Raw genomic sequence first — 26,353 nt, forward strand, 5'->3', positions numbered from 1 at the left:
CGCGAACGGGTCCCCGACCCGAAGGACACGCATGTCACCGCTCAGGCCGACGGCCCCGCCCCGGCCCCCGGTTCGGTCCTCGGACCGGCCGAGGGCATCGTCGACGGACGTTCGCGTCGGCACGCCGGCCCCTCAGCGGACACCATGATCGACGCGATGGCCGACCCCCTGCGGCACCATGGCGACGTCGAGGCCCAGGACGGACTGCTGGACTTCGCCGTCAACGTCTACCCGGGCGAGCGTCCCGCCTGGCTCGACCAGGCGTTGCGGCAGAGCCTGGACCAGGTCTCCTTCTACCCCGATCCCGAGCCGGCGCGGGCGGCGATCGCGCGACGGCACGCCCGACGACCCGCCGAGGTACTGCCGACGGCGGGGGCGGCGGGAGCGTTCACCCTGATCGCGCGACTGCGGCCGTGGCGCCGACCGGTGGTGGTGCACCCTCAGTTCACCGAACCGCACGCGGCCTTGGAACAGGCCGGGCACACCGTCACGACCGTGCTCTGCGACGCTCGGAATGGCTTCGTGTTCGACCCCAAGAGCGTCCCCGACGACGCGGATCTGGTGATGGTCGGTAACCCCACCAACCCCACGGGTGTCCTGCACCCGGCGGCGGTATTGCGCCGCCTATGCCGGCCCGGACGGCTGGTCGTGGTCGACGAGGCGTTCATGGACGCCGTACCGGGAGAGCCGGAATCCCTGGTGGGTGGCCAGGTGGAAGAGCGGGCGGAGTCGCTGGTGTTGCGCAGCCTCACCAAGCACTGGTCGATCCCCGGCATCCGCGCCGGATACGTCGTCGGGAACGAGGCCGTGGTGCGTGACCTGGGTCGGGCACAGACACCGTGGTCGGTCTCGGTGCCCGCGATCGCCGCCACCATCGCCTGTATGAGCGCCGGTGCCGTCCCCGAGGCACTGGAGCGGGCCCGGACGCTGGGCCGTTGGCGTGAGTTCCTCGAAACCGAACTGGGGGAGGCCGGCCTGGAGTTCGTTCCCTCTCGTGCCCCGTTCGTACTGGTGCGGGTGGGAGAGGGCGTCCACGCGCGGCTACGTGAACAGGGTCTGGCGGTGCGACGGGCCGACACCTTCCCCGGTCTGGACTCTTCCTGGATACGTGTGGCCGTACGACCCCCGCACCTCACCCGAAGTCTGCTCACCGCCCTCGCGGCGATGGAAGGGTCGGAGAAAGAACCATGAGACGACCGTGTCCGGAGTCCAGGGCGGCCGGCCTTCTGTTGGGGTACGCCGCCGACCGGTTGTTGGGCGACCCTCGCCGGTTCCATCCGGTGGCCGGTTTCGGCACCGTCGCGTCCGTGTTGGAAGAACGCCTGTACGCGGACTCCCGGCCGCACGGCGTCGTCCACGCGGCGCTGCTGGTGGGTGGCTGTGCCGGGCTGGGGATCGCCTTGGAGAGGGCCACCGCCCCTCACCCGCTACTGCGGACGACCGTCACCGCGCTGGTGACGTGGACCGTGCTCGGTGGACGCTCACTGGAGCGAGAAGCGAGCGCCGTACGAGAGCGACTGTCCGCGGGGGATCTTCCCGGGGCCCGTGAGCGGCTCAGGTCCCTGGTGGGCCGTGACACGAGCACGTTGGACGCCGCCCAAGTGGCCCGAGCCGTCATCGAGTCGGTGGCCGAGAACAGCTCCGACGCGGTGGTCGCTCCCCTGGTCTGGGGCGCCCTCGCCGGAACGCCCGGACTGTTGGCCCACCGCGCGGCCAACACGCTCGACGCCATGGTCGGCCACCGCGACCCCCGCTACCGGCGGTTCGGGTGGGCGTCCGCACGCCTGGACGACCTGCTCAACCTGCCCGGTGCCCGCCTCGCCGGTGCACTGGCGGCCCTCACCTCGCCGGGTCGGACGAAGACGGCCCTGCGGGCGTGGAGGCGAGACGCCAGGGGCCACCCCAGCCCCAACGCCGGTGTGGTGGAGGCGTCCTTTGCCGGGGCCCTCGGCATCGGCCTGGGTGGGAGCAACCGGTACGGGGCACGAACCGAACACCGTCCGGCCATGGGTCAGGGGCGCTCGCCCGAACCGTCCGACATCCCACGGGCCACGGCCCTGGCCCGGCGAGTGGGGCTCGGTGCCGTCCTCGTGGCGGCGGCCACCACCGTCCTCGGCACGGTGGTCGTTCGGCCCGGCCGGCGCTGATCCCGGACCAGAAGCGATGCTCCTCCCGGTTCCGGAACGAAACGGGCGAGTTCTCCTCACCCGACCGTGCGAAAGGGCGGTGGTGACGACGCTCTTTCCGGCATCGGATGTCGTTCCCGCGATCAGCGGCCCTCCCGCTCGCGACACGCCGCCTTTCTCGGGGACGTACTTCGCCCGGTTCCGCTCATACCGGCCTCCACGGCAACGCGATGTCGGCGGCCTCGGTGAGCTCCCGCTCGAAGGCGCGGGACGGGTCGGCCCACGTGTATTCGGCGCCTTTGGCCCGCGCGAAGAGCAGGTCGGTGTCGGACGTGGAGAGCAGCGCGATCCGTGCCGTCATGGCCGGAGCCTCCCTCGGGGTTCTCGCCCCATCGGCGGTAGGTGCGCTCGCGTCCGGTATCGGACCGAACCCCCTCGAGGGGTCTCCCAGCGGCGGAACCGCCTCGGAATCACACCGGGTTCCTGTGCCATGAGCAAAGGGTTCACACCTTGACCGGCGGCTCGTCCTTCTCTGTACCCACTGACTCGCGGCGACGGGGTAGGACGGAACGGGCGAACCCTTCGTGTCCGGTGGAAAGCGGTCGGAAACGATGCGGTCGGCCGTTCAACCCTCCCGACGCGCGGCCCAAACCGTGCGTTCGGTCCGCATCATGAGGTCCTCACGGTCCAAGAGACCATGCGGCCCCTCGGTGTCGAGCAACCGGTCCAAAGCGGCCAGATCTGCTTTTGACAGCGTCTTCGCGACGCTCTGCCGGAGGCGCCGTAGAACGGTGAGGGCGTAGGAACCGATCGTTTCGTCACCGGCGCCATCGAGGTTCACCGTGAGCGTGTATTCGCCTTCGAGGGTGAATCCGGCGTCGAGGAGCTTGGGACCCCAGTCGGCACCCCGGTGGGGCACGCGCCCGGCGTGCCCGTGATCGGCCGCGGCGTGACAGCGTTCCTCCAGCCCGGGCCGCTCCGCGGGGGCGTCCTCGGGGAGGAAACGCGGCAACCCGGCCAGTTCCACCACCGCGAACAGGCCACCGGGCCGAAGCAGGTCGTGCACCCCGCGCAGGGCCTGGTCGGGTTCGGCCATGTGGTGCATGGAGGCCGAGGCCCACACCAGGTCCGGCGTACCGAGGTCGGGCCAGTCCCTCTGGTCGAGGTCGGCCCGCACGGTGCGTACCCGGTCCAGCACCCCCGCCTCCTCCGCCTTCTCGCGCAGTCGCCGGAGGTGCTCGGCCGAGGAGTCGACGGCGGTGACGCGCGCTCGGGAGAAACGGGCCAGGAGCGCGAAGGTCCCGGCTCCGGTGCCACAGCCCAGGTCGACGATCTCGCTCGTGTCGCCTTGGAGGGGAAGCCAGGCGGTGATGGCGTTCGTGTGTTCGGTGAAGACCTTCGCGTCCAGGTCGAGGATCTTTGCCTGATCGTCGGTGTCCTGTACGTGCCGGTGGCCGTGGTGGCTGTGGGGTTGGAAAAGGTTCGAGTGGGTGTGGGTCATACGCCCACGTTAAGCCGAACATGCGCACCAAGCACGCAATGTTGCCCATAAAGCAAGACAACGGTGGTGCACGCTGCCGAACGCGCCATGGCACCGAGCGGACGGCTCAGGTGGAGGTCTGCGCCTCACCCTCGCTCCGTTGGTGCCCCCGACGGGCGTCACGGTCGAAGATCCCCAGGATCTCGCAGGGGCCACCCTCGGCCCCGAGGGCGTGCGGCAGCATCGTCGGGAACTCCGCGGCCTGATTGGTCTCCACGCGAAAACGCCGCTGCCCCAGCATGAGGATCGCGGTCCCGGACAGGACCACGAGCCACTCACGACCCGGGTGCGCGCGCATGCGCGCGGGATCCTCGGGCGGCGGATCGGTGAATCGCTGCCGTATGACGGCCATCCCGGGATCCGCTTTGATGGGCCAGCGCATCAGGCTGTGCGCGCTGTCGATCGTGGGGCTGGTGATGACGTCGTCGGACGCGGTCGCCACGAGTTGGTCCAAAGTGGTGTCCAGGGCGCGGGCGAGGGTCACCAGGCTGTCCAGGGCCAGGCGCCGCCGGCCGTTCTCGATGCGGCTGAGCGTGGACTGACTGAGCCGGGCGCGAGTGGCCAGTTCCTCCAGGGACCAGCCCTGCGCCACTCGTAGGGCACGGATGCGTTTGCGGACCAGGCCGTCCAGATCGTCATTTTCTTGCGTCATGGACATAATCCTATGCCTTTAGTGCAAAGCAAGGCTAGTTTCGGGGTGAAGAAGTTCCGGTTCCACCGGACCACATCCGCAGGAAAGGACACGCGGACATGACTCAGAGGACTTCCGCGAACATGATCGACACGCCACCGAACGGGCCGGTCGACGTCGTGGTGATCGGTGGTGGAGCGGCCGGCCTGAACGGAGCGTTGATGCTCGCCCGCTCGCGCCGTTCGGTCGTGGTGATCGATGGGGGCACGCCGCGCAACGCGCCCGCCGAGGCGGTACACGGTCTCTTGGGTTTGGACGGCACTCCACCCACCGAACTGCTCGCCACGGGACGGGAGGAGGTACGTCGCTACGGTGGCGTGGTCATCACCGGCGAGGTGACCTCCGCCACCCCCATGGCCCCGGCGCCCGAGGGCGATCCACGGTTCACCGTCACTCTGGCCGATGGCCGCACCTTGATCAGCCGCCGCCTGCTGGTGGCCACCGGTCTACGCGACGAGCTGCCCGAGGTGCCCGGGCTGGCCGAGCACTGGGGCGAGGGTGTGGTGCACTGCCCCTACTGCCACGGTTGGGAGGTGCGTGACCAGCCCATCGGGATCCTGGCGACCGGTCCCGCCTCGGTGCACCACGCACTGCTGTTTCGGCAACTGACCGAGGACCTGGTCTACTTCACGCACGAGAGCGCCTTGGACGAACGGACTCGGGCGCGCTTCACCGCCCGTGGTGTTCGGGTCGTCGACACTCCGGTGAGTGGGATCGTCAAGGACGCCGAGGGCGACATCGCCGGTGTGCGCCTGGTCGACGGGGCGGTGGTGGCCCGCCGCGTCCTCGCGGTCGCCACCACCATGCGGGCCCGAACCGAGGGGCTGGAGGGCCTTCGCCTTCCGATGGAGGACCTTCCCCACGGCACGGGCCGTCGTTTCGCCTCCGGCATGGCCGGCACCACCGAGGTGGCGGGCGTGTGGGTCGCCGGCAACGCCACCGACCCGACCGCCCAGGTGGGCGCCTCGGCCGCGGCCGGGGCCCTGGCCGGCGGACACATCAACGCCCACCTGGCCACCGCCGACACCGAGGCGGCCCTGGCCGCGGTCGAAAGCCGTGGCTCCTTCGCCTGAGCCCAGGCCGCGTGGACCCGCCGCGCCATCGCACCCGATGGCGCGGCGAGTTCGCCGTGTCCGGCTCAAGAGGAATCCACCCATACCCTCAGCACCAGCACTGATACAAAGCTCACCGCCACCGGCGCAGCCGCTGCGTCACTCGGCGGTGTGGGCGACAGACGAGATACTCGACGAGATGGCCGGGCACCCCACCTGAGACGCAGAAAGAGGCCCACCAGATGGCGGACCTCTCTATGACCTGCTACTTCGCTGTCGGGACGGCGGGATTTGAACCCACGACCCCTTGACCCCCAGGCACCCCGGCGTAGCCGCCGGGGGTCGCGGACGGTCACCCCATAACACGAACCCGCAGGCCGAGGCCCTGCCCCGGCCACCGAGCAACGGGACCGGTCAGCGCGGGGCGCCCAAGGGCGCCCCTCCCCCAACCCCACCTTCACCCCACCAATACCCGCCGCTGTGCCCCGTCAGGAGGTCGATCATGCAGCTCAAGAGATAGAAGTTGTTAGGTGAGGCCAGCACCGCATCCCCAGATCAGCGAGGTAGCTCGGAGCGCTCCTGTGCTTCAACACAGAGAACCGACTTGGAAAAATCCCAATAGCAGCCGAAGCAAAACTATCGATAACTTTGCTTCGCTTCCCAAAAGGGCCTCCCAGATGGAACCCATCAAGCCCAAGGAAGCGCCATCAGAGACGCAGCCATCCCACTCGATCATGTAATATAAAAATCCTCTTCTCTCGCGTAAGAAGCCGTCGGCAACGCGCGAGCCGACTGGCACCCAGCCGGGGTGTTGGCGGTGAGGTGAGAGAGGAGATGCCGATGAAGGGGAATCCTGAGAGGCACCGCTGGTGGCAACTACTTACGGTAGAGGTCACCAAGACTGCCCTTGCAGTGCTCAGGCACCTGTTCGGGGGCGCCCTGTAAGGGCCTGATCGCAACCATCGACCAGGCCCCCAGGGTCGGGGGTGCGTGGTGGATAGCAGTCTTGACAGGGCTCAGATCCACCATGCACCCTCTAGGGATACGTGCATGAGTATAGGCGCTCAGAGGAAAAACCTCAATTTAGCTAAATTGAGGTTCCAGCCTCCCCGAAGGGCAGCACAGATATCCCCTTCGAGATCATCAGAGCGATTTGAAGCCAAACTTCTCCCACCAAACCACCAGGGACAACCCTGGTCGCAACCGGCGGATGTCGCTGCCTGGAAGCTGAGCCATGCACTCTGATCCTTGCTGGAGAGAGCGAGCCAACCAACATCCTGGCCAGGGTCATCGTTTTGGGCCAGCGAAGACGCCAGGGCACATGTCGGCCAACCCAATGGCGAGGGCGCAGCATCCTTTGACCAGGAGAAACGCGTCCGCAAGAGTACGTCCGTCATACGGGCTACCCAGTTGACGCAGCGAGCGGTGTGCCCACGGGGCCCTTGGCCATCGGGTCCGCGCGGATCTGCTGATGGAAGTGGTTACTCAGCCCGAGGGCATCGCGCACCCCGGGACGACACGGAAACGATCCTGGACGCTCGCCACGGTTCAAGCGCGCTCGCTGTCGAGCCCGTTGGCGATCTTCAGCACGCGGCGGGCAGCCTCGGATACTGCTTCAGGTCGTTGGCGACCGCAAGTCAGGAGAGGTGCAACGCCGGTCCTCGGCCATGGATGGTGTCGTATCGGGACGGCATGCAGTTGGGCAGCGGTACTGTCTGCAAAGACCAGTGGAGTTCGGCATGCACGTGAGCATTCATGATCTGGAGTCCGCTGCTACACGGAACCCCTCCCACCAGGGGGTCGGTGGAAGGGGTTGGGGGATCCGAGCCGTGCTAGGTCAGAGGTAGCGCTTGGGTAGATCGTCCCTCCGCAGCTCGGAGAACGTGATCATCTTCTGGCCGGGGCGAATGAGCACCGCGCCACCGTTGGCGAAAAAGAGCGTGCCCCGCTTCTTGAGATTGAGCAACCCGACCGCCGAGCACAGAACCTGTCGGTGGGTGACCCTCTCGACCCCTTCGGTCTCCGCGAGGGTGTCGGCGACCTCGGGCGGGACCTCCGCGAGGTAGCGGGGGAACTCGTACGAGGTCATGTCACCTTCTCCCCCGCCTCGGCGATCTCCAGCACCGCCAGTACTCGGCGCACCATGTCCCGCTCCTGCCCCATGGACAGGCCCTTCTCCGTCTCCCACACGTCCTGCTCGGTACGGAAAGGCTCCCAGAGCCAGAACCAACCGTCCTCCGCCCGGGACAGGCGGACGTGCTGGCTCTGCTTGCCCTTCTTCAGCTCGATCACCTGGCCGTGATGCGGCAGCGCCTTCAGTCCGCTCTCATCCGCCCAGTGGCACAACCGCTTGGCTGCTTCCCTGGTTTCACTCATGTCCCTTATCTCCCGAAAAGCTATTGAATTCCCTCGTTCACCGGACCGAACTTCGAGGGGCTACAGGAAGATCTTCCGAGAGGAAGGAAAGACAACCTAGGGCGCCTGAACAGGTGAGAACATCGGATAAGGCCGGTTGCCTGTTGTTGATGCTTGGTGGAATTTGGTGGTGTCATGGCGAAACGCAAGGTCAGGCCACACGCAAAGGAGTGGGGAACCGAACTCAAGGTTCTCCGGGCCAAGGCCAACAGAACACAGAAGTCCGTCGCCACTGCCGTGCGATGCTCGGACACGCTGATCTGCGGATTCGAACAGGGGACGCACTGGCCGGGCCGCGACATGGCGGTGAAGCTGGCCGAGGCCCTCCCCGAAGGAAAGTCCCTGGTCACCCTCTGGGACAGGCTCAACTCCAAGAAGTCCTACCCCGACTGGGCCTCGGATCTGGTCAAGGCCGAAGGCCGCACCTTCCTCATGAGGGAGTTCGAGACCACGGTGGTTCCCGGGTTGGTCCAGACGGAGGACTACGCACGGACGCTGATCAAGGCGAACAACTCACTGGGCCCTGCCAGGGACGTCGAGGAGCTGGTGTCCGGCCGGATGGACCGGCAGGAGGTCTGGAACCGCGAAGATCCTCCCCGGATGATCCTCATCCTCAACGAAGCGGTGTTGATGTGCTGTACCGGTGGCCCTCACGTGATGTCAGCCCAGATCACCCACCTGATGGAAATGGTGGAGCACGACCTCATCAGGGTGCACATCATCCCCATGAAGACCAGGCGGCCGCCCTCCACCATGAGTTTCACCCTCCTCAGCTTCAACGGTGAGGCCGACGCCCTGTACGTGGAAGATGGGGTGACAGGCAGGATGGTGAACGAAGAGTCAGAGGTCAGCAGGATGGATAGGATTTTCAGCGATCTCCTGGGAGTCGCTCTATCGCCGGAGGAGTCCCTCAAACTCCTCAACCTCCATCGAAGGAAGCATGAAGATGAGTCTCAAGACTGAGTGGGGGACGTCAACCTACTCCCACGGTAATGGTGGACAGTGCGTAGAGGCCAGACGCACATCCGCCGGCGCCGCCCTCCGTGACACCCAGAACCGGGAGCTGGCGCTCCTGGAGACCCCCTCCGCCGAGTGGTCCGCCCTCCTCCATGCTGTGAAGAGTGAGAGCGCCTGACCTCTCCGGACAGGAAGGAGTTTCGCGATGGAACTCACCAAGGAATGGCGTAAGTCTTCCTACAGCGGAGGAAACGGCGGTCACTGTGTAGAGGCCAAGCGAATCTCTGACGGCGCCGCCCTCCGTGACACCCAGAACCGCTTCCTCGGCCATGTCGAAGCCTCCCGGCTGGAGTGGGGAGCACTCCTCGCGGCCGTCAAGGGTCCGGTCGCGTAGAGCCGTCCCCTCCCCACACCACCCCACCAGTGGCATGAGCACAACGGATCTCCGTTCTTCTGTGGGTCCTGCCGCTTCTAGCGGCAGGACCCACAGTGCGTACGCACGCCTTCCGCACCCCACCTGAACCCGATCAGGCCCCCCGATCGCGACCAGGAAGTGAAACCCGCCCACAAGAAGGGACCCCGGTGTGGAACACAAGGTCGCGTACTCCGTCCAGGAAACCGCCCGAGCGCTGAGCCTGGGCACCACGACCGTCAAGAAGCTCATCGCCACCGGACAGCTCCCCTCCGTCCGCGTCGGCCGGCGACGCCTCGTCCCCCGCTCCGCACTGGAGACCTACATCAACCGCCTCCTAGACGACCAGGCATCCGCTTAGGCTGGACGGGACCGTTCCCGGGAAAGACGAGGAGTGGTGCCCAGAACACCACGCAAGCCCGCCAGGGCAGACCTGGCCGAACGACCCGACGTGTCGGTCTACCTCGACAAGGCGCGCCAGCTCTGGCGCGCGGAGATCCGCCTCCGCCAGGACCCGCACACCGGCCGCTGCCAGGTCAAGAAGGTCAGCAGCAAGAGCAAGCACACCCTCTACGACAAACTCGCCCAGGTGCTGGAAGCGCTGGATGAGGGGGTCAACTCCCCCGCCCGCTACACCGTCGCCGACTGCGTGGCGGAGTTCCTGCGGGACCAGACCGCCGACCTGGCACCCACCACCCGCGACAACTACACACGGCTCGCGCGTACGCACATCACCCTCTACCTCGGCCGGTACCTGCTGGCCGAACTGCGGGTGGCCGATGTGCTCGCCCGGCTCCGGGGCCGCAAACCGCACCTGTCCTCACGGACACTGCGGCTGATGCTCAACCTGCTGGAACGCGCCATCCGCTACGCACAGGTCGAAGAGATGCTGGCCCGCAACGTCGCCGAACTCGCACGGCTGGACCAGCGCGGCAAGCTCAAAGGCGACAAGCCCGGACGGCCCTCCAAGTCCATGACGCTGGAACAGGCCGTAGCGGTGCTCAAGGCGGCGGAAGGCACGGGGTGGTACGCCTACCTGGTGCTCTCCATCGTCACCGGAGCCCGAACCGAGGAGATCCGGGCGCTGGCCTGGGAGCAGATCGACACCAACAGCGGGGTCCCCACAATCCACGTGTGGACCTCGGTGCGAAGTGACGGGGACACCAAGCCCCGACGGTCACGGCGCTCCCTGGAACTGCCCCGCATCGCCGCCAAAACGATCACCGCCCACAAGGCGATGCAGGCCCGGGAGCGTCTCGCGGCGGCCGAGCTGTGACAGGACAACGACCTGGTGTTCTGCACCGGGCACGGGACACCGCTGGACCACCACAACGTCCCGCGGGACCTGCGCACCATCGTGAGAAAGGCAGGACTCAACGACAAGGAATGGACAGCGCGCGAACTGCGCCACACCTTCGTATCCCTGCTGTCGGACCACGGCGTGAGCATCGAGGAGATCTCGCTCCTGATCGGCCACGACGGCACCGACACCACCGAACGCGTCTACCGCCACCAACTGAGGCCGGTACTTCGATCCGGAGCGCGGGTGATGGACGCCATCCTGCACGACGTGAGCTAACGACCCACCCGCCCCCGGTTCAACCCCACTTGCACCCCACCAGAGGCACAGAAAGAGGCCCGCCACCCGGCGGACCCCTCTATGACCTGCTACTGCTCTGTCGGGACGGCGGGATTTGAACCCACGACCCCTTGACCCCCAGTCAAGTGCGCTGCCAAACTGCGCTACGTCCCGGCCGCTGGACGTCGCCGTCTCGGCGCCGCCAACGGGGAAGACTCTACCGCATCTTCGGCGACACTCGCACCGCGTCGGAGAGCAGGATGCGCAAGATCGGTCAAGCGCTCACGGGGACGTCGCGAACATACTGTTCGTATGACCGACCCCATCATCGAACCGCCCTCGGGACGCGACCGGCTACGCGAACTCCTCGACGCCGTCCTGGCCGAGGACAACAGGCGCCTGAGCGACATGGCCGGGCAGGCCCACGCTTCGCCCTTCCACTTCAGTCGTGCCTTCAGCGCCGGCACCGGGGAGTCACCGGTGGCGCTGCGCCGCAGGGTCCTGCTGGAGCGGGCGGCCTGGCAGATCGGACAGGGATCGAGTGTCACCGACGCGGCCTTCGCCGCCGGGTACGAGTCGGTGGAAGGCTTCTCTCGCGCGTTCACGCGCTCCTTCGGGCACCCACCCGGCGCCACCACGGCGGGCAGCGGCCGGTGGCTGTCGGCGCCCAACGGCGTCCACTTCCACCCACCGTTCCACCTGTGGGTGGAGGAGAACCCGAAGGGACGCCCCGACATGGACCTCACCGCCTTCCAGGTGCACCACGACGTGGACGACACCGGAAGGCTCATCGACCTGGCCTCCGCTCTACCCGAGGAGGAGTACCGCAAGGTGCGCTCCCCCGGGCGAACCGTACTGGCCTGGGACGGCCCCGAGGAGTCGATCGCACACACCCTGGATCTCCTGGTGTGGTCCAAGGAGGTCTGGCTCGCCTCCATCGAGGGCACCGACTTCCCCGAACGCGGCGGCGACGATCCCGTCGTGTTGCGGGATCGACATCGGGAGGCGGGAGCGAGGTGGATCGCCACCGTCGAGGACATCGGGCGGCGTGGTGCCTGGGGCGACCGGCTCATCGACGCGCTGTGCGAACCCCCGGAAAGCTTCGCTCTGGGCGGGGTCGTCGTACACGTGCTCACCTACGCGGCGCATCGCAGGCAGCTCGTACGGCACATGCTGCGCGAGACGGGCCTGGAGGTGGACCACGGAGACCCCATCGAATGGCTTCAGGACCGATACGGAGGATCGACATGAGCAGGACCGTCTACGAGACCGCCACCAGCCTGGACGGATTCATCGCCGACCCGGCGGGGTCCTTGGACTGGTTGTTCGCGGTGCAGGGCGCCCGACAGGGGGAGGACGACAGCGAGGCGATCGACGAGACCACCGAATTCATCGAAAGCGCCGGCGCGATCCTGCTGGGAGCGACCACCTACGAGTGGATCCTTGGCCACGAGGAACCCCGGACCTGGCCATACGAGGCGCCCACCTGGGTCCTCACCCATCGTGAGTTGCCCCGGTTGGAGGGGGACCTGCGCTTCCTCAGCGCCGACACCGACGAGGAACTGCGCGTGCTGCACGAGGACATGGTCGAGGCCGCCGCCGGCCGTGACGTCTGGGTGGTCGGCGGCGGAAGAATCGCCGCCGACCTGGCCCGGTTGGGCCTGCTCGACGAGGTGTCGGTGTCCGTGGCCCCGATCAGCCTGGGCGGCGGCGCACCGCTTCTGGACGGTCGGGTGGAGTTGCGGCCACTGTCGGTCAAGCTCGCGGGAGCCTTCGCCTGCCTGCGCTATGAGGTGGTCAAGCCCTGAGGCAGCGGTCGGCCTCCGCCACCTGGTCCTCGTCCAGGACGGTGATCCCGTGGGCGCGGAGCAGGTGGGCGGTGATCCCCTCCCCCACCACCTTGCGGCCGGTGAAGGTCCCGTCGTAGACCTCGTGGGGGCCACAGGAAGGACTGGACTGTTTGAGCAGCGCCACGGTCGCCCCGTGGGCCTGGGCGGTGGCCAGGGCCGCGCGAGCCCCCGAGACGAAGTGGTCGGTCACGTCCGCGCCCTCGGGGGTGAGGACGCGGGCCCGGCCGGCGAGGACGTCCGAAGCGTCGGCACCCGGCTCGATCTCGGCCGGAGGCCGGGGCACGGGCAACCCTCCGGCGACCTCGGGGCAGTGCACGACCATACGCCCCTCGTGGCGCCAACGTTCGACGGTGGTGTCGTCCACCGGTTTGGCCCGCCCGTCGAAACGCACCCGGCGCCCCATCAGGCAGGCGCTGACCAGCACTTTGCGCATACGTCCACGCTACCCGGAGCCAGGTGTGCGCATCTCGTCGACCGACACGAAAGAGGGCTCCCCGGGCGTGGGAGCCCTCCACGGACCATGTCCAGTCCCTGTTTTGTGAACCACGGGGGGTCACCGTTCGGGCGCCGTCAGGGTTTGGGAGGTGCCGTGGGTGGGATCGCGAGGAACGAGCCATCACACCGTAGGTGCCGAAGGTTCCTGACTTGCCTTTTGGCGCCCGAACACGCCAAAGCGAAGCGGAGGCGCAAAACAAACACCTAGCGGCGGGAGCCACCACCGCGCGACTTGCGGTCGGCGCGCGTGCTGCCCTTGGAGGCGCGACCCGGGGTGCCGGCCCCGCCCTTCTTCTCCCGGATACGCATACTGATGTGCACCGGGGTGCCCTCGAATCCGAAGTCCTCGCGCAGCCGTCGCTCGACGAACCGGCGGTAGTTGTCCTCCAGGAACCCGGTCGTGAACAGGATGAAGTGCGGCGGCCGCGAACCGGCCTGGGTCGCGAACAGGATCTTGGGCTGCTTGCCACCACGCACCGGCGGCGGGGTCGCCGCCACCAGATCCTTGAGCCAGTTGTTGAGCTGACCGGTGGGAACACGCTGGTTCCACCCGTTCAGGCTGGTCTCGATCGCCGGAACGAGCCGCTCCATGTGGCGTCCGGTGGTCGCGGAGATGTTCACCCGAGGAGCCCAGGCGACTCGGGACAGCTGCCGGTCGATCTCCTTCTCCAGGTAGACGCGGCGTTCCTCGTCCAGGATGTCCCACTTGTTGAAGGCCAGGACCAACCCTCGGCCGGCCTCCACCACCTGCTCCACCACACGGATGTCCTGCTCCGCCAACGGTTCACTGACGTCCATCAGCACCACGGCCACCTCGGCCCGTTCCAGAGCGGTGCCGGTGCGCATGGTCGCGTAGTAATCGGCGCCCTGGAGCGCGCGGAAGCGGCGGCGGATGCCGGCGGTGTCGATGAACTTCCAGGTCTTGCCGCCCAACTCGATGAGTTCGTCGACCGCGTCGCGGGTGGTACCCGCCACCGAGTCCACGACCACCCGGTCCTCACCGGCCAGGCGGTTGAGCAGGCTGGACTTGCCGACGTTGGGACGACCGAGCAGGGCCACCCTCGGCGGGCCATCCTCTTCGTCCGGCTCGTCTTCACCTCGGGGTGTCTCCGGGAAGGCGTCGACGATGGCGTCGAGCATGTCTCCGGTCCCACGACCGTGCAGGGCACTGATCGGGAAGGGCTGCCCCACACCCAGGTTCCACAGGTCGAGGGCGTCGGCCTCCTGCTGACCACCGTCGACCTTGTTGGCGGCCAACACCACGGGGCGCTTGGTGGCGCGCAGAACCCGGGTGACGGCGGCGTCCGCGTCGGTGATGCCGACGGTGGCGTCCACCACGAACAGGATGACGTCGGCGGTCTGCGCGGCGTATTCGGCCTGGCGGGCGACCATCGCCGCCAAACCGCTGACGCTGGTCTCCCATCCACCGGTGTCCACCAGCGTGAAGCGGTGGTTCTGCCACTCGGCGTCGTAGGCGACCCGGTCACGGGTCACCCCCGGCACGTCCTCGACCACGGCCTCGCGGCGGCCGATGATCCGGTTGACCAGGCTGGACTTACCGACGTTGGGGCGGCCGACCACGGCGACGACCGGTAGGGCCGGTTCCTGGTCCTCGGACTGGTGTCCCACATCGGACACGTCGAACTCACTCATTGCTCACAACTCCCGGTTCAAGGTCCTCGCGCGCCCAGGATGCGTGCCGCGAGGATGCGTAGGATTCGACGCGATCGCCACGTGAATCAAGGCCGGCGTCCGGTATCGAACGTCCGTACCGCCACAGGGGCAACCCCCATGGTGTGTTCTGTGTTCCCCCGAGGGAGAGGGTGTGGCCCCTCTCTCCCGAGCCGCCCGGCCCGACTACTTGACCTGGGCTTCCTCGGCCAGCTGCAGCACCAGGGCGATGACCTCCGCCAGGGTCAGGCCGGTGGTGTCGAGTTCGGTGGCGTCGGCGGTCCGGGTCAGCGGAGAGTGGGCACGGCTGGAGTCCAGTTCGTCCCGACGGATCAGGTCCGCCTGGGTGGCGGCCACGTCCACCGTCTGGACCTCCTTGCTGCGCCGCTGGGCGCGGGCCTCGGCGCTGGCGGTGATGAACAGTTTCACCGGGGCGTCGGGAGCCACGACCGTGGTGATGTCCCGGCCCTCCACCACGATGCCGGCGGACTCGGCTCGGGCCGCCTCGATGATCTCGCGCTGGGTCCGCACCAATGACTCGCGCACCTCGGGCACCGCCGAGACCGCGCTGACGTTGGTGGTGACCTCCTTGCCGCGAATGGCGGTGGCCACGTCACGACCGTCGACCGCCACGGTGGGGGCGTCGGGGTCGGTACCCATGGTGATGATGGGGCGCTCGACGTTGGCGGCCACCGAGACGGGGTCGTGGACGTCCACCCCATGGTGCAGCATCCACCAGGTCAGAGCCCGGTACATGGCCCCGGTGTCGAGGTAGCGCAACGCCCGCGCCTTGGCGACACCCTTGGCCGTGCTCGACTTGCCCGACCCGGAGGGACCGTCGATGGCGATGACGATTCCCGTGCCCTGCGCGCTCACTACTGTTGTCTCCCTCGGCCATGCACTGTTTGCCAACGCCTCAGCCTACCTTCGCGCGAGGCCGCGCGATACCAGTACGAAACGCGACGTAGCGCGCACCCGACAGGCGATGGGAGCAGTGGCCGAAAGAGTGTTCTCAGGCGCCGGGGTGGACCGACCATCCGTCGTCCGTCAAAGCCTCGGCGAGCGAGTTCACGGCCTCGGGCAGCACGTACAGTTCGGCCACACCGAGCGGCAGGCCGGGGCTGTGCTCGATGCGTACGTCCTCGATGTTGACCCCGGCGGTGGCGGCCGCCGCGAACAGGCGGCCCAGCGCCCCGGGCTCGTCGGGGATGACCACGGGAATGACCGCGTACTCGGGACGACGGACCGTGCCGTGCTTGCCGGGAATGCGCCCGTGGCCCGAACGGCCCCGTTCCAGCAGGTCACGCACGGGCTCCAGGGAAACGGTGGCCTCGTTCGAGTGAGCGGTGTGAGTGCGCAGTGCCTCGGCGGTGGCGGCCAGATCCGCGGCCATCTCGGCCAGCACCCGGGCCACCGGTGCGGCGTTGTGGGTAAGGATCTCCTCCCACATCCCAGGGTCTCCACCGGCGACGCGGGTGACGTCGCGGACCCCCTGCCCGGCCAGGGTCAGCGCGACCTGGTCCCCGCCCAGAAGTCGTGCGGCCACCGCGGAGGAGGCCACGTGCGGGGCGTGCGAGACCAACGCCACCGCTTGGTCGTGCGCCGCTCCGTCCAGAACGAGCGGATCGGCTCCGCACAGCCGGGCGAGTTCGGTCACCACGGCCACGGAAACGGGGTCGGCCTTGCCGGTGGGGCACAGCGCCCAGGAACGGCCCAGGAACAGATCGGCGCGGGCGGCACCGGGGCCGTGTTTTTCCCGACCCCCCATGGGGTGACCGGGCACGAACGTGGCCATGTCACAGCCCAGCCGCTGCGCCTCGCGTAGAACGCTGACCTTCACACTGGCCACATCGGTGTACACCTGGGCCAACCCACGGTCTTGGGCGTCGCGCAACACCCTCGGGATGATGGCCGGCGGGGCGGCGATCACCGCCAGATCGGCGGGCGCGACCTGGGCGGCCTCCTCCAGGGGCCGACCGGCACCCAGGTCACAGGCCAACCGAAGCGAGGCGGGGTCGGGGTCGGTCAAGGTGACGTCGACCTCGTGCGCACGCAAGGCCAAGGCGATCGACGTGCCGATCAGTCCGGCGCCGATCACCATGACCCGGCGCAACTCGGTCCGTCGTTCCTCGCCTGTACACGCTTTGGCGTTCACACTCACCGCTCCCACCTTCGACCTGCGCTCACGCCCCAGAGTACGGTTCCGAGCCCTTGGGAGGGACCTTCACCCACTGTGACCGGGGTGAGGGCTACTGGGCGATGTCCAGGCGCAGGGCTTGGGCCCCGCGCAGGTAGACGTGCTGGACTTCGGACCGGGGACGGTCTGTCTCCACGTGCGCCATGAGCCGCACGACCCGGGGCAGGGCGTGCGGAACGGAGATCTCGGTGGCACACATGAGCGGAACCTCGGCGAACCCGAGCCCACGGGCGGCCAGCGCCGGAAACTCACTGGTGAGATCGGGGGTGGCGGTGAAGAGCACGCTGATCACCTCGTCCGGGGTGAGTTCGTTGCGTCGCATCACCTCGGAGACCAGTTCCACCGTGGCCTCCAAGACCTGTTCGCGTTCGTCCGCGTCGACCTGTATCGCACCCCGGATGGCCCGTACCGCCACGTTCGTTCCCGCCTTGCCATCATCGCTGTTCACCGCCCGGAGAATACCCGGAACGGCGGCCGCCCCGGGTGTGGGGCGACCGCCGTCAACTGTACCGACAGCGTGGTTACAGACCCGCCACCTTGTACAGTTCACCGACCTCGCGCTGGGTGAGCGCACGCATCGTGCCCAGCTTGAGAGTGTTCAGGCCGATCGGTCCGACCTGGGTGCGGGCCAGGTCCGCGACCGGGTGACCCACCGCCTCCATGAGGCGACGCACGATGTGCTTGCGCCCCTCGTGCAGGCGGATCTCGACCAGGGCCTGCTGATCGTCGTTGTCGACCACGCGGAAGGAATCGACCTCCACGGGGCCGTCCTCCAATTCCACGCCCTTCTTTATCTCGCGCGCCACGCGCTGGGGCACCGGTCCAGGCACCTTGGCGATGTAGGTCTTGATGACCTTGTACCGCGGGTGGGTGAGCCGGTTGGCGAGCTCGCCATCGTTGGTCAGCAGGATCAGACCCTCGGTCTCGGTGTCCAGTCGACCGACGTGGAAGATGCGCTCGGAGGTCTGACCGGTGTAATCGGCCAGGGTCGGACGCCCCTGAGGGTCCCACATGGTACTGACCACACCGCGTGGCTTGTTCAGTGCGAAGTACAGCTTGTCCGGGGCGGTGACCACGCGTACGTCGTCGACGCGGATCTCGGAGGTCTCGGGATCCACCCTGGCTCCGAAGCGGCGGACGATCTGACCATCGACGCTGACGCGGCCGGCGGCGATCATCTCCTCGCTGGCACGGCGGCTGGCGACACCGGCCGCGGCGAGCGCCTTCTGCAGGCGGATGCCGTTGGGCACGTCCGTGTAGGAGTCACGGTCCTCATCGGAGTAGCGGTCCTCGTCGCGCGGGTCATAGTCGGCGCGCAGCGCGTTGAGGCGCTCACGTGCGGCCTTGGAGAGCTGGTTCTCCCCCTTGCCGCCACCGGCCCGGACCGGTCCCCGCCGTTCGTCACGGCGCGGACGGTCCTGCCGTCGGTTGTCGCGATGCTCGTCACGGCCATGCGAGCGCCGATCGTCGCGGTCGAACCGGCCACCGCCACGGGGACCATCACGCCGATCACGATCACCACGGGGACCATCACGCCGGTCCCGGTCACCACGGGAACCATCACGCCGGTCCCGGTCACCACGGAACCCACCACGGCCACGGTCATCACGCCGATCGTCGCGCCCAAAGGAACGACGCTCATCACGCTCATCACGACGCGGACGCTCATCACGCTCAAAACGCCCACCACGACGATCGTCACGGTCGAAGGAGCGCCCACCACGCCGATCATCACGGTCGAACCGGCCACCGCCACGGGGACCATCACGCCGATCACGATCACCACGGGGACCATCACGCCGATCTCGGTCACCACGGAACCCACCACGATCGCGATCCTCGCGTCGCGGACGGTCATGACGTCCGCCGCCCCGGCGGTCGTCACGCTGTTGGGGGCGGCGGTCACGGCCGCCGCGGTTGTCATAGTCGCCGCGCTCACCGCGCGGGGCGTATCCGTCGCCGCGCTCACCGCGGGGACGTTCGTTGTCAGTTGTGCTCACCGGTGTCGTCAAGACCTTCGATGTCGTCGGGGAGGAACGGTGCCAGATCAGGCAATTCATCCAGGCCTCGCAGGCCCAACCGTTCCAGGAAATAGGAGGTGGTCCGGTACAGCATGGCACCGGACTCGGGGTCGTGACCGGCCTCTTCGATCAGGCCCCTCAGTACGAGGGTACGCATGACTCCGTCACAGTTGACCCCGCGTACGGCGGAGACCCTGCCACGGGAGACCGGTTGGCGGTAGGCGACCACCGCCATCGTCTCGAGTGCGGCCTGGGTGAGCCGCACCTCTTGCCCCTCCTTGAGGAAGTGTTCGACGATGTCGGCGCACTCGGGGCGTGTGTACACACGCCACCCCTCGGCCACCGCCCGTAGATCGAAACCCCGTCCCTGCTCGGTGTATTCCCGAGAAAGTCCCTCCAGGGTGCGGGTGACCACGTCGAGGGGGACCTCCATGGCGCGGGCCAGGTCGTACTCGGACACCGGCTGGTCGACGACCATCAGGACCGCCTCCAGGTCACGGCGGAGTGTGGCCGGTGCCTCATCGAGGTCGGTGGTGTGTTCGGCGCTCAAGTCTGTTCCCCCTGTTCGGCGGGTGACTCCGCCTCGTCGTAGTCGCTCTCCACCTCGACGTCGCCCTCACCCCCGGTCCAGGTGACGACCAGCTCACCGAGCGGTTCGGGTTGTTCGAAGCCCACGTTCGAGGCACGGTACAGCTCCAGCAGGGCCAGGAAACGGGCGACGACCTCGAAGGTACCGGTGCATTCGACGGTCAGCTGCGCGAAGGTGAGCCGCCCGTGCTCGCGTAGTTCGACCACCATCAGTTCGGCCTGTTCCTTGACGGAGGTCTTGGCCTGATGGATGTGGGTGACGGGGACGCTCGGCGGTTCCTTGGGTGTGAAGACCATTCCGGCCAGGGCCGCGAACTCCTGCGGTCCCAGCTTGAACAGTACGTCCGGGCGCATACCCGCGAACCGTTCCTCCAAGGGGACCGCACGGGCGTAGCGGCGCCCTTGCGTGGCCAGCCGCTCCCGCATGTAGGAGGCGACCTCCTTGTAGGCCCGGTACTGCAACAGTCGGGCGAACAATAGGTCGCGAGCCTCCAACAGGGCCAGATCGGCCTCGTCCTCCACGTCGCCGCGCGGTAGCAACCGGGCCGCTTTCAGGTCCAGCAGAGTGGCGGCCACCAGCAGGAAGTTGCTGGCCTGATCCAGGTCCCACCCGTCCCCGTGTGCGCGGATGTGCGCGATGAACTCGTCGGTGACCTTCGACAGCGACACCTCGGTGATGTCCAACTTGTGCTTGGAGATCAATGCGAGGAGGAGGTCGAAGGGGCCCTCGAAGTTGTCCAGGTGTACCTGGAAGGCGTTCTCCCCGCCCCCAGCGCCCTCCTCCGCCGAGGTGGGCTTCCCCTCCTGCTCAGTCACCATGGCGGGACCACGTCGTTTCACTCATGGATCAAGGGTGACACCGTCCGGGACCTCACCGTGACGTGTCGGATCCAGGCCGTGCGCTCCCCGGCGTGCGGTCCGGACCCGTGTCAGTCCTCGCTGAGGCGACGTACCAACATGCTGTTCGGTCCATGCTCCTCGAAGTCGGCGAGCAACACGGCCACCGCTTCACGCACCAGTCGGCCCCGATCGGTCGACAGGCCATGTTCGGCCCGCAGGGACAGGCGGGTCTGCTCCAAGGCCAATAGTTCGGGCCCGGAGACGTAGACGGTGATCTTCTCGTCATGGCGCTGACGTCCGCTGGGTTTGGGCGCCCTACGGGCGACCTTGCCACCGCGCCTGGAACCCTTCCCGTCCTTGGCACCGTTGGCGCCGCCCGTGCTCTGGTCGCCGTTGGTCTTATCGTCGGACCTTTTCGCCGAGGTCTCGACCGCTTTTGGGCGTTGCTGCTCCGGTGGTTGGGGCCGGCGCTCGGTCTCCGGCTGCTCCCCTTCGGGGTCCGAGGGACGGAAGAACAGCTCGTCCGCCCCGGGTAGCGTCACGCGCCGTGACCGCTGAGAGGCCACCTCGCCAGCACCTCCTTGGCCAGAGCCCGGTAGGCGTTGGCCCCGGCCGAGGACGAGTCGAACCTGGTGATGGGTTCGCCGGCCACGGTGGCGTCCGGGAAGCGCACGGTGCGGTTGATCACCGTGCCGTAGACCTTGTCGCCGAAGCCGTCCACGATGGTGGAGAGCACCTCGCGGGCGTGCAGGGTGCGCGGATCGTACATGGTGCCGAGGAATCCGTCGATGACCAGGTCCTCGTTGAGACGTTCCTGGACCTTTTGGATCGTGTCCATCAATAGGGCCACACCGCGCAGCGCGAAGAACTCACATTCCAACGGCACGATGACACCGTCGGCGGCGGTCAGCGCGTTGACGGTGAGCAGACCCAGCGAGGGCTGACAGTCGATCAGGACGACGTCGTAGTCGTTGATGACCGGACGCAGGGCCCGCCCCAACATCTGTTCACGGGCCACCTCACCGACCAACTGCACTTCGGCGGCCGACAGGTCGATGTTGCTCGGGATCAGGTCCAGACCGTCGACATCCGTTTTGAGCAGCACGTCCTGAACCGTCACGTCCCGCTGCATGAGCAGGTTGTAGACGGTCAGGTCCAACTCACGCGGGTCCAACCGGCCCAGACCCACCGACAGGGCTCCCTGCGGGTCGAAGTCGACCAGCAGCACCCGTCTACCGTACTCGGCGATGGCGGCGCCGAGGTTGATGGTGGTCGTGGTCTTACCGACTCCACCCTTCTGATTACAGAGTGCTACAATCCGTGCCGGGCCGTGTTCATCCAACGGCTCTGGTTCCGGATAGGTCCGTTCGGGTCTCTTGGTGTGCAGCTCGGCCCCCGTGTTGCGTGTCGTCCCCCACGGGTTGTTCACCGGGTCGGCGAGGTCTCCCTCACCAACGGGTGCGGTGTTCGCCGCCTCGTCGTACTCCGACCAGTTCACAACCCTTGACCTCCCCTACGGACCGGCCACGGCCCGATGGGACTCCCTGACCTCTCCCACGACTGACCGCCGTCGGAAACTCAATATGTCGACAGCAACGTACCTTCGTGCGGCGACTCTAGAACGGCGACACGGCGCACTTCAACACGATCCGACGAGTATTCCTCGCTGGGCGAACCGAGGGCTCTCGACCGCACTTACCCTTCCTTCTCGTAGGAGAAGGGTACACACCAGACACCCGCCTCTCACTCCGAGCAGTGGACCCCTGCCCCCACCTGCGCGGTCCCGCCGGCGCGCTCCACGTTCAGCGTCGCGCCCTCGGGTGGCTGGAGGCGTACACCTCCCGCAACCGTTCCACGGTGACGAGTGTGTACACCTGGGTCGTGGTGACCGAACTGTGCCCCAGCAACTCCTGCACGACACGGATGTCGGCCCCACCATCGAGCAGGTGGGTGGCGAAGGAATGCCGCAAGGTGTGCGGAGAGATCCCCTCGACCCCGGCCCGTTCGGCGATCGCCGTCAACAACGCCCACCCACCTTGCCGGGTCAGTCTCCCCCCGCGCACGTTGACGAACAGTGCCGCCCCACCCCGGCCGGAGGCCGCCAGGGTCGGCCGTGCCCTGGTCAGGTACCCGCCCAGGGCACGACGCGCGTGCGAGCCGAGCGGCACCAGGCGCTCACGCCCGCCCTTGCCACGGAACCGCACCAACCCGACCTGTTCGGTGGCCTCCACCGCGTCGGCGACGTCGTCCACGTCCAGACCCACCGCCTCCGAAATCCGTGCGCCGGTGCCATAGAGCAGTTCCAACAACGCGCGGTCGCGTAGGGCCAGCAGGTCGGTCCGGGCGTCGGAGGCGGGCGCCTCGTCGGGGCCGGCCCGTACCAGCAGACTCTCGACCGTCTCCAACGGGACGGCCTTGGGCAGACGCATGGGTGGAGCGGGCGGGGTCACCTCCACCGCCGGATCGGTCTGGGACCACCCTTCACGCACCGCGAACCGGTGCAATCCGCGCACTGCGGCCAGGGCGCGTCCGGCCGAGGCCGCGCTGAGCGGCGCGTGGTCCTCGTCGCCCTCCCGCAGGGCCGCGAGGAAGGCCCCGATGCGCGCGGAGGACACCTCCCCCAGGTCGCTCACCCCCGACTCGCCCAGGTATCGCACGTATCGGCGCAGGTCCCGCCGGTAGGCGGCCAGGGTGTTGTCCGCCAGTGCCCGCTCGGCGCTCAGGTGGTCCAGGAAGGCGGCACGAACACCGCCCAGGGCCCCCCGTTCCAGCCCCTCCAGGTCTCCGAGGCGGGGTTCGCCCTCCACCGGGTCGCTCACCGTTCCCACCCCGGTCAGTGGTTCGAGGCCACGGGCAGGGTCGCGAAACCGTCCGCGGCCACGGCGTGGGCGGCCAGGATCCCGATCACCGTCGCCCCGTTGTGCAACCGTCCGGCGAGCACGGCGCGCACCGCCTCCTCCAGCAGCAGCCATTCGGCGGCCAGGTCGGATTCCTCGTGTTCACGTACGAAGTCGATCTCCTCCGCCGGCACCTCGGACAGGTCCCGGGCGAGGAAGACGTGGATGCGTTCGTTGGAGAAGCCGCTACTGGGGAAGAAGTCGGGCAACTTGTGCCAGGTCTCGGCCCGCAGCCCCGCCTCCTCCACCAGTTCGCGCCGCGCCGTGGCCAGCGGGCCCTCCCCCACCACGTCCAGCACCCCGGCCGGCAACTCCCACAGGGTGTGCCGGGTGGGGTGCCGGTACTGGCGCTGTAGCAACACCCTGCCCTGCTCGTCCATGGCGACGACCACCGCGGCCCCCGGATGGTCCAGGTAGTCGCGAGAGGCCACGGTGGTTCCCTCACCGTTCGTTCCGGGCATCTCCACCCAGTCCGTACGCATCCCGCACTTGGCGCCGCGAAAGCGTTCCTGTGAACGTCGCACCGGCCATGACGCGGGGGCGTCCGCGACTCTCGCGTACGCCCCCGTCATCTCGTCCTCGGCCTGGCGGGTCTGGTCGGCCATTCGGCCCCTTTCAAGGCTCGGGCCCCACCCGCCGGGCGAACGCTAGGACACCTTGTGCTCCAGTGCGGCCAAGACCAGTCCGCGAAAGAGCGGGTTGGCGTTGGTCGGGCGGGACCGCAGCTCCGGGTGCGCCTGCGTCGCGAGGAAGAAGGGATGCACATCCCGGGGCAGTTCCACGTACTCCACCAGCTTGCCATCCGGGGAGAGTCCGGAGAACACCAGACCCGCCCCTTCCAGCTTGGAACGGTAGGCGTTGTTGACCTCGAAGCGGTGCCGGTGGCGCTCGGACACCTGGGCTTGGTCGTCGTAGAGCTCGCGGACCAGGGTGCCCTCACCCAGTTCCGCCGGGTACAGGCCCAGACGCATGGTGCCACCCATGTCACGCTCACCGGCGACCACGTCCTCCTGGTCGGCCATGGTGGCGATGACCGGCTCGGCGGCCTTGTCGTCGAACTCGAGGCTGTTGGCGCCCTCCAGGCCGAGCACGTTGCGGGCGTATTCGATGACCAGGCCCTGCAGACCCAGACAGATACCCAGCAACGGCACCTTGTTCTCCCGCGCGTAGCGGATGGCGCCGAGCTTGCCTTCGATACCGCGCACACCGAAACCGCCGGGGACCAGGACACCATCGGCTCCGTCGAGTTCGGCGGCCGCACCCGAAGGGCTGGCACAGTTGTCACTGGCCACCCAGCGGATGTTCACCCGGGTATCGGTGGCGAACCCGCCGGCGCGCAGCGCCTCACTGACCGACAGGTAGGCGTCGGGCAGGTCGATGTACTTACCGACCAGGGCGATGGTGACCTCGTGGTCGGGCTGGTGCACACGTCGCAGCAGTTCGTCCCACTCGGTCCAGTCCACGTCGCGGAACGGCATGCCCAGACGGCGTACGACGTAGGCGTCCAGCCCCTCACGGTGCAAGACCTTGGGGATGTCGTAGATGGAGGGGGCGTCGGGGGTGGAGACCACCCCGGCCTCGTCCACGTCGCACATGAGGCTGATCTTGGACTTCAGGCTTTGCGTGATGGGACGGTCCGAACGGCACACGATGGCGTCGGGCTGGATACCGATGCTGCGCAGAGCGGCGACCGAGTGCTGGGTCGGCTTGGTCTTCATCTCACCGGCCGGGCCCAGGAACGGGATGAGGGACACGTGCAGGAAGAAACAGTTGTCCCGGCCGATCTCGTGACGGATCTGACGTACCGCCTCCAGGAAGGGCTGTGACTCGATGTCGCCGACGGTGCCACCGATCTCGGTGATGACGATGTCGACCTCGGGAGTCTCCATCGCGTAGATGCGCGACTTGATCTCGTTGGTGATGTGCGGAATGACCTGCACGGTGTCACCGAGGTAGGCGCCTTGGCGTTCCTTGGCGATGACGCTGGAGTAGATCTGGCCGGTGGTGACGTTGGCCGAGGCGGACAGTTCCACGTCCAGGAAGCGCTCGTAGTGGCCCACGTCCAGGTCGGTCTCGGCGCCGTCATCGGTGACGAACACCTCGCCGTGCTGGAAGGGGTTCATCGTCCCCGGGTCCACGTTGAGGTAGGGGTCCAGCTTCTGCATGGTGACCCGAAGGCCCCGCGACTTCAGGAGTCGTCCCAGGCTGGAGGCGGTCAGGCCCTTGCCAAGACTGGAGGCGACGCCGCCAGTAACGAAAAGGTGCTTGGTACTCGCGGCGGATGCCAAAGTGTTGCTCCCGTGGTGTGAGTGGCTACGGCGGGCCCAATCGAGCCGAGCGGCCGTGCGGCGGTCCGGGTCCGAGCGGCGGCGATGCCGTTCCAGCACGTCGGACTCCACGGGGCACCAGGATAACAGGCCCCCCGTTCGTCCACACATGGAACGTCCCCTCTGTCCCGGCTGTTCCCTTGGGCGACCTGCGCGATCATCGGTGCCTCGGGCACTCGGCCCACGCCCCGGTGGCATGAAGGTGGCGAAGGCAACAGCGAGTACTCGTCCGAAGGTGGCCTCGACCCATTCCTGGAATCGGCACCATCGCCCCTGGGGAGAGCACCGGGAACGACGTACGTAGACCGTTGCCGACCGTCCAGGAGCCCGCGAGGTCGTGCGGGTTGGACGAGGAGGCCTACCGAGAACGCCTCGGTGAGTGGCGTGCGCTGCTCTCGGTGGCGAAGGGACGCCGTGTGCGTTCGGAGTTCGTGTGGCGGCTGCCCGGCGATCGGTCCCAGGAGCTTGGGCGGCTCGTCGAGGCCGAACTCTCGTGCTGTCCCTTCCTGCGTCTGAGGGTGGCCGAGGAAGAGGACCGAGTGCTGCTGCGAGTGGGTCTGGAGGCACGCCGCCGGCCCGCTCCCGAGAGTCGGGCCGAGCAGGCCGTCCGCCTTCTGGGCGCCCTGACCTGAGGACCCGCTTCAGGCGGGGAAGTTCCCGGCCCGCCCCAGATAGGCGGGCGGGGTCTTGCCGAG

30 protein-coding genes and 1 tRNA gene are annotated in these 26,353 nt (G+C 67.8%); 12 read left to right on the plus strand and 19 right to left on the minus strand.

Annotated features, from left to right (window positions below; genetic code table 11):
- Window positions 1-1,191 (plus strand): Rv2231c family pyridoxal phosphate-dependent protein CobC (gene cobC / locus D472_RS0110350; RefSeq protein ID WP_017604411.1); only part of this gene is annotated, 1,191 nt, incomplete at its 5' end.
- Complete coding sequence (locus tag D472_RS0110355; protein WP_017604412.1) at window positions 1,188-2,147, plus strand: cobalamin biosynthesis protein; 960 nt, start codon at window positions 1,188-1,190, stop codon at window positions 2,145-2,147. The genes cobC and D472_RS0110355, both read left to right, overlap by 4 nt.
- Window positions 2,148-2,331: 184 nt before the next feature.
- On the opposite strand, the gene D472_RS28425 is transcribed toward D472_RS0110355, so the two are convergent.
- The 3 genes from D472_RS28425 to D472_RS0110370 all read right to left on the minus strand — a co-directional run bounded on the left by D472_RS28425 (window position 2,332) and on the right by D472_RS0110370 (window position 4,318).
- The gene (locus D472_RS28425; protein WP_017604413.1) at window positions 2,332-2,487 is read right to left on the minus strand and encodes a hypothetical protein; all 156 of its coding nucleotides are present in this window, start codon (window positions 2,485-2,487) and stop codon (window positions 2,332-2,334) included.
- 264 nt (window positions 2,488-2,751) lie between these two features.
- Window positions 2,752-3,627 (minus strand): class I SAM-dependent methyltransferase, encoded by an 876-nt coding sequence (locus tag D472_RS0110365; protein ID WP_017604414.1) that lies wholly within the window; start codon window positions 3,625-3,627, stop codon window positions 2,752-2,754.
- A gap of 106 nt (window positions 3,628-3,733) precedes the next feature.
- Entirely contained in the window at window positions 3,734-4,318 is a 585-nt protein-coding gene (locus tag D472_RS0110370; protein ID WP_193373451.1) for a helix-turn-helix domain-containing protein, read from the minus strand.
- Between the two features lie 98 nt (window positions 4,319-4,416).
- Between D472_RS0110370 and D472_RS0110375 the strand changes: the two genes are divergently transcribed.
- The gene (locus D472_RS0110375; protein ID WP_026117554.1) at window positions 4,417-5,430 is read left to right on the plus strand and encodes an NAD(P)/FAD-dependent oxidoreductase; all 1,014 of its coding nucleotides are present in this window, start codon (window positions 4,417-4,419) and stop codon (window positions 5,428-5,430) included.
- Between the two features lie 1,816 nt (window positions 5,431-7,246).
- Here D472_RS0110375 and D472_RS0110380 read toward each other — a convergent pair.
- Together D472_RS0110380 and D472_RS0110385 are read right to left on the minus strand one after the other, a co-directional pair.
- Window positions 7,247-7,498, minus strand: a complete 252-nt coding sequence (locus D472_RS0110380) for a hypothetical protein (protein ID WP_017604417.1) — start codon at window positions 7,496-7,498, stop codon at window positions 7,247-7,249.
- On the minus strand, window positions 7,495-7,785 hold the full coding sequence (locus tag D472_RS0110385; protein WP_017604418.1) for a hypothetical protein: 291 nt from the start codon (window positions 7,783-7,785) through the stop codon (window positions 7,495-7,497). Before D472_RS0110385 ends, D472_RS0110380 begins: the two co-directional genes overlap by 4 nt.
- Window positions 7,786-7,959: 174 nt before the next feature.
- On the opposite strand from D472_RS0110385, the gene D472_RS0110390 reads away from it, so the two are divergent.
- From D472_RS0110390 to D472_RS28840, 6 genes are all read left to right on the plus strand, one after another.
- Window positions 7,960-8,787, plus strand: coding sequence for a helix-turn-helix domain-containing protein (locus tag D472_RS0110390; protein WP_017604419.1), 828 nt, complete (start codon window positions 7,960-7,962; stop codon window positions 8,785-8,787).
- Entirely contained in the window at window positions 8,771-8,959 is a 189-nt protein-coding gene (locus tag D472_RS0110395; protein ID WP_017604420.1) for a DUF397 domain-containing protein, read from the plus strand. The genes D472_RS0110390 and D472_RS0110395 overlap by 17 nt, the downstream gene beginning before the upstream one ends.
- 27 nt (window positions 8,960-8,986) lie before the next feature.
- On the plus strand, window positions 8,987-9,175 hold the full coding sequence (locus D472_RS0110400; protein WP_017604421.1) for a DUF397 domain-containing protein: 189 nt from the start codon (window positions 8,987-8,989) through the stop codon (window positions 9,173-9,175).
- 190 nt (window positions 9,176-9,365) lie between these two features.
- Complete coding sequence (locus tag D472_RS0110405; RefSeq protein WP_017604422.1) at window positions 9,366-9,554, plus strand: helix-turn-helix domain-containing protein; 189 nt, start codon at window positions 9,366-9,368, stop codon at window positions 9,552-9,554.
- 36 nt (window positions 9,555-9,590) lie between these two features.
- A complete protein-coding gene (locus D472_RS28835) occupies window positions 9,591-10,469 on the plus strand; it encodes a site-specific integrase (protein WP_204366503.1) in 879 nt (292 codons plus the stop codon).
- 15 nt (window positions 10,470-10,484) lie between these two features.
- A complete protein-coding gene (locus D472_RS28840; RefSeq protein WP_017604424.1) occupies window positions 10,485-10,772 on the plus strand; it encodes a tyrosine-type recombinase/integrase in 288 nt (95 codons plus the stop codon).
- A 100-nt stretch (window positions 10,773-10,872) separates the two neighbouring features.
- Here D472_RS28840 and D472_RS0110415 read toward each other — a convergent pair.
- Window positions 10,873-10,946: transfer RNA gene (locus D472_RS0110415), tRNA-Pro, on the minus strand.
- A gap of 138 nt (window positions 10,947-11,084) precedes the next feature.
- Between D472_RS0110415 and D472_RS0110420 the strand changes: the two genes are divergently transcribed.
- Together D472_RS0110420 and D472_RS0110425 are read left to right on the plus strand one after the other, a co-directional pair.
- Window positions 11,085-12,023, plus strand: coding sequence for a helix-turn-helix domain-containing protein (locus D472_RS0110420; RefSeq protein WP_017604425.1), 939 nt, complete (start codon window positions 11,085-11,087; stop codon window positions 12,021-12,023).
- Window positions 12,020-12,580: a dihydrofolate reductase family protein gene (locus tag D472_RS0110425; protein ID WP_017604426.1), complete on the plus strand. Its 561-nt coding sequence runs from the start codon at window positions 12,020-12,022 to the stop codon at window positions 12,578-12,580. Before D472_RS0110420 ends, D472_RS0110425 begins: the two co-directional genes overlap by 4 nt.
- On the opposite strand, the gene D472_RS0110430 is transcribed toward D472_RS0110425, so the two are convergent.
- The 13 genes from D472_RS0110430 to D472_RS0110490 form a co-directional block, all read right to left on the minus strand.
- Window positions 12,570-13,055, minus strand: coding sequence for a DUF523 domain-containing protein (locus D472_RS0110430; protein ID WP_017604427.1), 486 nt, complete (start codon window positions 13,053-13,055; stop codon window positions 12,570-12,572). The two genes, D472_RS0110425 and D472_RS0110430, sit on opposite strands and share 11 nt — an antisense overlap.
- A gap of 266 nt (window positions 13,056-13,321) precedes the next feature.
- Window positions 13,322-14,770, minus strand: a complete 1,449-nt coding sequence (der, locus tag D472_RS0110435; protein WP_017604428.1) for a ribosome biogenesis GTPase Der — start codon at window positions 14,768-14,770, stop codon at window positions 13,322-13,324.
- A 204-nt stretch (window positions 14,771-14,974) separates the two neighbouring features.
- Window positions 14,975-15,664 (minus strand): (d)CMP kinase, encoded by a 690-nt coding sequence (gene cmk, locus D472_RS0110440; protein ID WP_017604429.1) that lies wholly within the window; start codon window positions 15,662-15,664, stop codon window positions 14,975-14,977.
- A gap of 136 nt (window positions 15,665-15,800) precedes the next feature.
- Window positions 15,801-16,889 (minus strand): prephenate dehydrogenase, encoded by a 1,089-nt coding sequence (locus D472_RS0110445; RefSeq protein ID WP_086003780.1) that lies wholly within the window; start codon window positions 16,887-16,889, stop codon window positions 15,801-15,803.
- Between the two features lie 148 nt (window positions 16,890-17,037).
- Window positions 17,038-17,400, minus strand: coding sequence for a chorismate mutase (aroH, locus tag D472_RS0110450; RefSeq protein WP_017604431.1), 363 nt, complete (start codon window positions 17,398-17,400; stop codon window positions 17,038-17,040).
- A gap of 106 nt (window positions 17,401-17,506) precedes the next feature.
- Window positions 17,507-18,985 carry a pseudouridine synthase gene (locus D472_RS27540; RefSeq protein ID WP_017604432.1) on the minus strand — a complete coding sequence of 493 codons (1,479 nt, stop codon included), beginning with the start codon at window positions 18,983-18,985 and terminating at the stop codon, window positions 17,507-17,509.
- Window positions 18,972-19,556 (minus strand): SMC-Scp complex subunit ScpB, encoded by a 585-nt coding sequence (gene scpB / locus D472_RS0110460; protein WP_017604433.1) that lies wholly within the window; start codon window positions 19,554-19,556, stop codon window positions 18,972-18,974. Before scpB ends, D472_RS27540 begins: the two co-directional genes overlap by 14 nt.
- Window positions 19,553-20,413: a segregation and condensation protein A gene (locus D472_RS0110465; RefSeq protein ID WP_026117555.1), complete on the minus strand. Its 861-nt coding sequence runs from the start codon at window positions 20,411-20,413 to the stop codon at window positions 19,553-19,555. Before D472_RS0110465 ends, scpB begins: the two co-directional genes overlap by 4 nt.
- 110 nt (window positions 20,414-20,523) lie before the next feature.
- Window positions 20,524-21,000, minus strand: coding sequence for a hypothetical protein (locus D472_RS0110470; RefSeq protein WP_239642953.1), 477 nt, complete (start codon window positions 20,998-21,000; stop codon window positions 20,524-20,526).
- On the minus strand, window positions 20,973-21,932 hold the full coding sequence (locus D472_RS0110475) for a ParA family protein (RefSeq protein WP_017604436.1): 960 nt from the start codon (window positions 21,930-21,932) through the stop codon (window positions 20,973-20,975). Before D472_RS0110475 ends, D472_RS0110470 begins: the two co-directional genes overlap by 28 nt.
- Window positions 21,933-22,236: 304 nt before the next feature.
- The gene (locus D472_RS0110480) at window positions 22,237-23,253 is read right to left on the minus strand and encodes a site-specific tyrosine recombinase XerD (RefSeq protein WP_017604437.1); all 1,017 of its coding nucleotides are present in this window, start codon (window positions 23,251-23,253) and stop codon (window positions 22,237-22,239) included.
- Window positions 23,254-23,267: 14 nt separating this feature from the next.
- Complete coding sequence (locus D472_RS0110485) at window positions 23,268-23,936, minus strand: NUDIX domain-containing protein (protein WP_017604438.1); 669 nt, start codon at window positions 23,934-23,936, stop codon at window positions 23,268-23,270.
- A 42-nt stretch (window positions 23,937-23,978) separates the two neighbouring features.
- A complete protein-coding gene (locus tag D472_RS0110490) occupies window positions 23,979-25,619 on the minus strand; it encodes a CTP synthase (protein WP_083903430.1) in 1,641 nt (546 codons plus the stop codon).
- 347 nt (window positions 25,620-25,966) lie between these two features.
- On the opposite strand from D472_RS0110490, the gene D472_RS0110495 reads away from it, so the two are divergent.
- Window positions 25,967-26,290 carry a hypothetical protein gene (locus D472_RS0110495; RefSeq protein ID WP_152447936.1) on the plus strand — a complete coding sequence of 108 codons (324 nt, stop codon included), beginning with the start codon at window positions 25,967-25,969 and terminating at the stop codon, window positions 26,288-26,290.
- The last annotated feature ends 63 nt before the right edge of the window (window positions 26,291-26,353 follow it).

This window comes from Nocardiopsis alkaliphila YIM 80379 (genome assembly GCF_000341005.1).
GTDB lineage: Bacteria > Actinomycetota > Actinomycetes > Streptosporangiales > Streptosporangiaceae > Nocardiopsis > Nocardiopsis alkaliphila.

What these genes read in the sequence shown, in the direction of transcription:
- D472_RS0110355 (WP_017604412.1), top strand. Translation starts at nt 1,188, where the DNA reads ATGAGACGACCGTGTCCGGAGTCCAGGGCGGCCGGCCTTCTGTTGGGG.
- D472_RS28425 (WP_017604413.1), bottom strand. Translation starts at nt 2,487, where the DNA reads ATGACGGCACGGATCGCGCTGCTCTCCACGTCCGACACCGACCTGCTC.
- D472_RS0110365 (WP_017604414.1), bottom strand. Translation starts at nt 3,627, where the DNA reads ATGACCCACACCCACTCGAACCTTTTCCAACCCCACAGCCACCACGGC.
- D472_RS0110370 (WP_193373451.1), bottom strand. Translation starts at nt 4,318, where the DNA reads ATGACGCAAGAAAATGACGATCTGGACGGCCTGGTCCGCAAACGCATC.
- D472_RS0110375 (WP_026117554.1), top strand. Translation starts at nt 4,417, where the DNA reads ATGACTCAGAGGACTTCCGCGAACATGATCGACACGCCACCGAACGGG.
- D472_RS0110380 (WP_017604417.1), bottom strand. Translation starts at nt 7,498, where the DNA reads ATGACCTCGTACGAGTTCCCCCGCTACCTCGCGGAGGTCCCGCCCGAG.
- D472_RS0110385 (WP_017604418.1), bottom strand. Translation starts at nt 7,785, where the DNA reads ATGAGTGAAACCAGGGAAGCAGCCAAGCGGTTGTGCCACTGGGCGGAT.
- D472_RS0110390 (WP_017604419.1), top strand. Translation starts at nt 7,960, where the DNA reads ATGGCGAAACGCAAGGTCAGGCCACACGCAAAGGAGTGGGGAACCGAA.
- D472_RS0110395 (WP_017604420.1), top strand. Translation starts at nt 8,771, where the DNA reads ATGAGTCTCAAGACTGAGTGGGGGACGTCAACCTACTCCCACGGTAAT.
- D472_RS0110400 (WP_017604421.1), top strand. Translation starts at nt 8,987, where the DNA reads ATGGAACTCACCAAGGAATGGCGTAAGTCTTCCTACAGCGGAGGAAAC.
- D472_RS0110420 (WP_017604425.1), top strand. Translation starts at nt 11,085, where the DNA reads ATGACCGACCCCATCATCGAACCGCCCTCGGGACGCGACCGGCTACGC.
- D472_RS0110425 (WP_017604426.1), top strand. Translation starts at nt 12,020, where the DNA reads ATGAGCAGGACCGTCTACGAGACCGCCACCAGCCTGGACGGATTCATC.
- D472_RS0110430 (WP_017604427.1), bottom strand. Translation starts at nt 13,055, where the DNA reads ATGCGCAAAGTGCTGGTCAGCGCCTGCCTGATGGGGCGCCGGGTGCGT.
- der (WP_017604428.1), bottom strand. Translation starts at nt 14,770, where the DNA reads ATGAGTGAGTTCGACGTGTCCGATGTGGGACACCAGTCCGAGGACCAG.
- D472_RS0110445 (WP_086003780.1), bottom strand. Translation starts at nt 16,889, where the DNA reads ATGGTGATCGGCGCCGGACTGATCGGCACGTCGATCGCCTTGGCCTTG.
- D472_RS0110465 (WP_026117555.1), bottom strand. Translation starts at nt 20,413, where the DNA reads ATGGTGACTGAGCAGGAGGGGAAGCCCACCTCGGCGGAGGAGGGCGCT.
- D472_RS0110485 (WP_017604438.1), bottom strand. Translation starts at nt 23,936, where the DNA reads ATGGCCGACCAGACCCGCCAGGCCGAGGACGAGATGACGGGGGCGTAC.